The organism is Mesorhizobium sp. M6A.T.Cr.TU.017.01.1.1 (genome assembly GCF_004023115.1).
Taxonomy (GTDB): Bacteria; Pseudomonadota; Alphaproteobacteria; order Rhizobiales; family Rhizobiaceae; genus Mesorhizobium; species Mesorhizobium mediterraneum.
This window is the reverse complement of record NZ_RZTA01000207.1, coordinates 1-5,096: the sequence shown is the minus strand read 5'-3', so window position 1 is coordinate 5,096 and position 5,096 is coordinate 1. Positions and strand designations below refer to the sequence as shown.

4 protein-coding genes are annotated in these 5,096 nt (G+C 65.5%); 1 reads left to right on the top strand and 3 read right to left on the bottom strand.

The features are described from left to right. Positions 1–1,469 (bottom strand): ABC-F family ATP-binding cassette domain-containing protein (locus EOB36_RS32975; RefSeq protein WP_164897698.1); only part of this gene is annotated, 1,469 nt, incomplete at its 3' end. Between the two features lie 223 nt (positions 1,470–1,692). Between EOB36_RS32975 and EOB36_RS32970 the strand changes: the two genes are divergently transcribed. Beyond that, positions 1,693–2,022 carry a hypothetical protein gene (locus EOB36_RS32970; RefSeq protein WP_126105720.1) on the top strand — a complete coding sequence of 110 codons (330 nt, stop codon included), beginning with the start codon at positions 1,693–1,695 and terminating at the stop codon, positions 2,020–2,022. Between the two features lie 64 nt (positions 2,023–2,086). Here the strand turns inward: EOB36_RS32970 and EOB36_RS32965 are convergent, their stop codons facing one another. Together EOB36_RS32965 and EOB36_RS32960 are read right to left on the bottom strand one after the other, a co-directional pair. Next, positions 2,087–4,099: an amidase gene (locus EOB36_RS32965; RefSeq protein ID WP_128286536.1), complete on the bottom strand. Its 2,013-nt coding sequence runs from the start codon at positions 4,097–4,099 to the stop codon at positions 2,087–2,089. Positions 4,100–4,199: 100 nt separating this feature from the next. After that, on the bottom strand, positions 4,200–5,096 hold an 897-nt coding region (locus tag EOB36_RS32960), incomplete at its 5' end, for a WD40 repeat domain-containing protein (protein ID WP_164897697.1).

Here is a 5,096-nt window from a genome sequence, read left to right as displayed (position 1 = left end):
CCCTCATACTGCGAGAGCGCCGTGATCAGCATTTCTTTGGTGGCGATGTCGAGGTGGTTGGTCGGCTCGTCCAGCACCAGAAGGTTGGGCGGGTCGAACAGCATCAAGGCCATCACCAGCCGCGCCTTCTCGCCACCCGACAGCACCCGGCATTTCTTCTCGATCTCGTCACCGGAAAAGCCGAAGCAGCCGGCAAGCGCCCTGAGCGGCGCCTGGCCGGCCTGCGGAAACGCGTCCTCCAGCGTCTGGAACACGGTGCGTTCGCCCTCCAGCACTTCCATGGCGTGCTGGGCGAAATAGCCCATCTTGACGCTGGGCCCGCGCGCCACCGTGCCATTGTCCGGCTCGGAAGCACCGGCCACCAGCTTCAAGAGCGTCGACTTGCCGGCGCCGTTGATGCCCATCACGCACCAGCGCTCGCGGCGGCGCACCTGGAAATCCAGCCCCTCATAGATCGAGCGACTGCCATAGCTTTTGTGGATGTTCTTCAACGTCACCACGTCCTCGCCGCAGCGCGGCGCCGGCTGGAAATCGAACGACACCTTCTGGCGGCGCTTGGGCGGCTCGACGCGGTCGATCTTCTCCAGCTTCTTCACCCGGCTCTGCACCTGGGCGGCATGCGAAGCGCGCGCCTTGAAACGCTCGATGAAGGCGATCTCCTTGGCCAGCATCGCCTGCTGGCGCTCGAACTGCGCCTGCTGCTGCCGGTCGGCGATCGCCCGCTGCTGCTGGTAGAATTCATAGTTGCCGGAGTAAGCGGTCAGCGAGCCGCCATCGATCTCCACCACCTTGTTGACGATGCGGTTCATGAACTCGCGGTCGTGCGAAGTCATCAGCAGCGCGCCGTCGTAACCTTTCAGGAACTGCTCCAGCCAGATCAGGCTTTCCAGGTCGAGATGATTGCTCGGCTCGTCGAGCAGCATGGCGTCGGGCCGCATCAGCAGAATCCTGGCCAGCGCCACGCGCATTTTCCAGCCGCCGGAAAGCTTTCCGACGTCGCCGTCCATCATCTCCTGGCTGAAGCCGAGGCCGTCGAGCACCTCGCGGGCGCGGCCATCCAGCGCATATCCGTCGAGCTCCTCGAACCGCGCCTGCAGGTCGCCATAGCGGGCGATGATGGCGTCCATTTCACCTGATCGCTCCGGGTCGCCCATGGCGGCTTCGAGCTCGCGCATCTCGGCTGCCACTTCGCTCACCGGCCCGGCGCCGTCCATCACTTCGGCGACAGCGCTACGGCCTTCCATGTCGCCGACATCCTGGCTGAAATAGCCAATAGTGACACCGCGATCGACCGAGACTTGGCCCTCGTCGGGCTGCTCCTCACCGTTGATCATGCGAAACAGCGTCGTCTTGCCGGCGCCGTTGGGGCCGACCAGCCCGACCTTCTCGCCCTTCTGCAGGGAGGCAGAGGCTTCAATGAAGACGATCTGCCGGCCGTTCTGCTTGCTGATGCTTTCCAGTCGAATCATACTTTTCACGCGTGCCCAAGGGATTTTCCCTGGCCCAATACGCGATAGGCCGCGCCTGCGGAAGCCCGCAAATCAATGGGAATACGTCGCCAGATAGATGCCGGCCAGATAGATGCCGGAACGATCCGCTGAGCGTTCAGATCGAGTTCGAACTGAATTAGCGGAACCTTGGATACCGCCGGCAGTTTAGAAAGATAGGCTCAAACACCGAAAGGAGGATGAGATGAAGACGCTAACCGCTATTTTGCTCGCCACCTCTATGATCGGCCTGACCGCCGGCACGGCAAGCGCCACTTGCCATGAGACGACCGCATCGATCGAAGCTCAATCAGGCATCGCAAAAGACGCAACGCGTGCGCCCCTCGAAACCGACGCGAATACCGGCAACAGGGTCGAGGGCGGCCCGGCCAGCAAGGACGCCAACACCATGCCGCTTGCCAACCAGGAAGGCGGTGGGGATAAAAACCTTGCCACTTCGCAGCAGGATGTCGAAGCGCAGCAGGAGGGCGAAAAGACGGCAGCGGCCAAAGCCGACCCCTGCAAGCCGGATTGACGCGGATTGAAAGACTGGCCGCAGACGCTGCGCTGGATGCCGTGGCACCAGCCGAAGCGCGATGTTACCCAATCCCTCCCGTCTCCGCATAGGCGCCGGCGACGCGTCCGTCCTCAAGACGCACGACGGCGGTGACGATTGAGCCGTACGAGCCGCGCCAGACGCTGTGGATCGCCTGGTGCGTGGCAGCCGGTACGACCGCACGCCCGGTGAAGCGCGCGCCGGTCCGCTGCATGGCCACAGGCTCGCCGTTGACATGAATTTTCACGCTGGTCTCGGCTCCGGCCTCGCCATGCACATCAAGCGTGATTGTTATCTCGTCCTGGCCACCCGCATGCCGCGCCTCGGCGGCAAGCGTGACGGTCACCGGCACATCCTTGGTCGTGATGTCGCCATGCCGGGCGGCAAAGACATCGTCGGCCAATTCCGGCGTGCGCGGCGGCCGGGTGCGGCGCTGGCCAGCGTGCTCGAAGTCGCCAGCCAGCCGAAGCAGTTTCGTATCCTCATAAGCCTTGCCGGCGAAGGTGAGGCCGACCGGCATGCCGATATCGGCCATCGTGCCCATCGGCACGGTGACGGTCGGAATACCCAGGTGGCGCGGCACAAGATTGCCGTTGGCGACCCAGGTGCCGTTGCGCCACGCAAGTGCCGCGGACGCCTCGTTGACATCCGCGTCGGCCGGCCCGACATCGGCGACGGCGGGAAACACCACCGCATCGAGCCCTTGCGCGTCGAGCCAGTCCTCGAAATCGATCCGCCGCGTCGCCTCCAGGCCCTTCAAGCCGGCCTCCAGCTCGGGAATGGCCTCGAACGGTGTGACGCCGCGCATGGCTCGCTCGGCATATTCCGCCAGATCGAAACTGTCGTCATAGCGGTCCGGCAGCGTGCCCGGCGGCTGAGGAAAGATTTTTGCGCCGTCGACCGAGGCGAGATCGGGGATGGCAGGGTCCGCATTGGCGCGCAGGAAATCGTCCCAAGCCGAAATGCATAGGTCCCATATCTCGCGCTCGGCGAATTCTTCCTGAACCAGCCCACGATCGACCATGTTTTTTGTGCCCGGCCGGTCGCGCTCGTAGTTGGAGACGACGGGAAAATCGACCTCGACCACATCCGCGCCGAGCCGTCGCAAATCCGCTGCCGCCTGCTCCCACAGCTTGAGCACCGACGCGCGGGTCTGGATCGGAACGTCAACCTCCGTGTCGCGGCCGATATACATGCGAGGAACGCCGAGCCGCATGCCTTGCAGCGCCCCCTCCGGCTCGAGTCCGGCGTAGCGCGGCGGCCGCACGGCCGAGCTCTTCGGCAATGCCACCCAGGGCTGCGCACGCCAGAAATCGCCCCTGGTGTTCGGGTCGTCGGCGACGATCACGTCGAGCAGTTCGAGCATATCGGCAACGCTGCGCGTATGCGGCACCACCACGTCCATCGTCGGCACCAGCGGCCAGTTGCCACGCACGGAAATGACGCCACGCGACGGCGTGTAGGCGACCAGCGCGTTGTTCGACGCCGGCGCCCGGCCGGAGGACCATGTCTCCTCGCCCAGCCCGAAGGCGGCGAAGCTGGCGGCGGTCGCGGTGCCGGAGCCGTTCGACGATCCAGAGGCGAAGGCGGCGGTCAGCCAGTCGGCATTGTAGGGGCTTTCCGCCCGGCCATAGACGCCGCGCTGCATGCCGCCATTGGCCATCGGCGGCATGTTGGTCAGCCCGATCAGCACCGCGCCGCCGGCCCTCAGTCTTCCGATGGTAAAGGCGTCCTCGTTGGCGGTGAGGTGCTCGAAAGCGGGCGAGCCGGCGGCCACCGACAAGCCCGCCACCTTATAGCTGTCCTTGGCGGTGTAGGGGATGCCGTCCAGCGGCCCGAGCGTCGCGCCGTCCCGGCGGCGCCGGTCGGACGCGGCCGCCTCTTCGAACATCTTTGGATTGAGCACGGGAACGGCGTTGAGGGTGATGCCATGCCGGTCGTAGTGCGCAATTCTGCGCAGGCAGGCGCCGACCAGCTCGACGCTGGTGACGGTGCCGGCCTCCAGCGCCCGCCGCAACTGTTCGATCGACGCCTCGACGAAGTGGAGATTCGTCATGTTCGGTCCCTACACCCTGGGCGACGATGGGGCCTTGGGCCGATTTTGTACAGGTCGCGTTTGCCCTCGAAACTAATCTGCGCGGAGGAGCTTACGGCGATCACTCCGGCGCGCCCGGAAACAGCGCTACCGCGTCACCGCCGCCTGCCGGCCAGTCCCGGATGGTGCGGTCGTAGCCGCCGGTCAGCACCGTGCCGTCGGCGGCGAATGCCACCGCGTAGACCGGGCCGGACCGGCTGTCGAACAGGGCGGTCTCGTTGCCGGTTTCCACGTCCCACAGCCGTGCCGTGCCGTCGAGCGAACCGGAGAGCAGCCGCTTGCCGTCGGTCGACAGCGCCAGCGCATAGACCGTACCCGAATGACCATCGAGGCGGCGGACTTCGCGACCGACGTCGAGATCCCAGAGCTTGATCGTATAGTCGCCGCTGCCGGTGATCAGATGGCGCCCGTCGGCCATGAACACCACGCCATAGGGGCCACGCTCGTGCCCGTGCCAGCTGCGCAGCTGCTTGCCCGTGTCGATGTCCCATAGCTTCAGCGTGCCCTCGATACTGCCGCTGATCGCGCGTGTGCCATCGGGCGAGACGGCGACCCCGCTGATCGACCAGTCGTGCCCCGGCATCACATGCAGCACCGAGCCTTTCTCGATATCCCAGACGATGACCCTGCCGGTGTCGTGCCCGCTGACCGCACGTTTGCCGTCGGGACTGATCGCGAGCTTGTTGACGCCACCGTTCTGGCCTGACGAGAATACATGCAGCACAGCGCCATCGGAGAGCTGGCGCAGCACGATCTCGCCATCGTCGCCGGCCGTCAGCGCCCGCGCCCCATCGGGCAGGAAAAGCGCTGTCCGCGCCATGTCCTTGTGGACGCCGAGAGTGCGGATCAGGCGCTTGCCGTCGATATCCCAGAGCTTGATCGTGCGGTCGGTGCTGGCGCTCAGGATCGAGTGCCCGTCAGGCGCAACTGCCAGCCAGACGACGGGCTCGCGGTGGCC

Excerpts from the sequence above, each read along its gene's own strand:
- EOB36_RS32970 (WP_126105720.1), top strand. The coding sequence starts at position 1,693 with ATGAAGACGCTAACCGCTATTTTGCTCGCCACCTCTATGATCGGCCTG.
- EOB36_RS32965 (WP_128286536.1), bottom strand. The coding sequence starts at position 4,099 with ATGACGAATCTCCACTTCGTCGAGGCGTCGATCGAACAGTTGCGGCGG.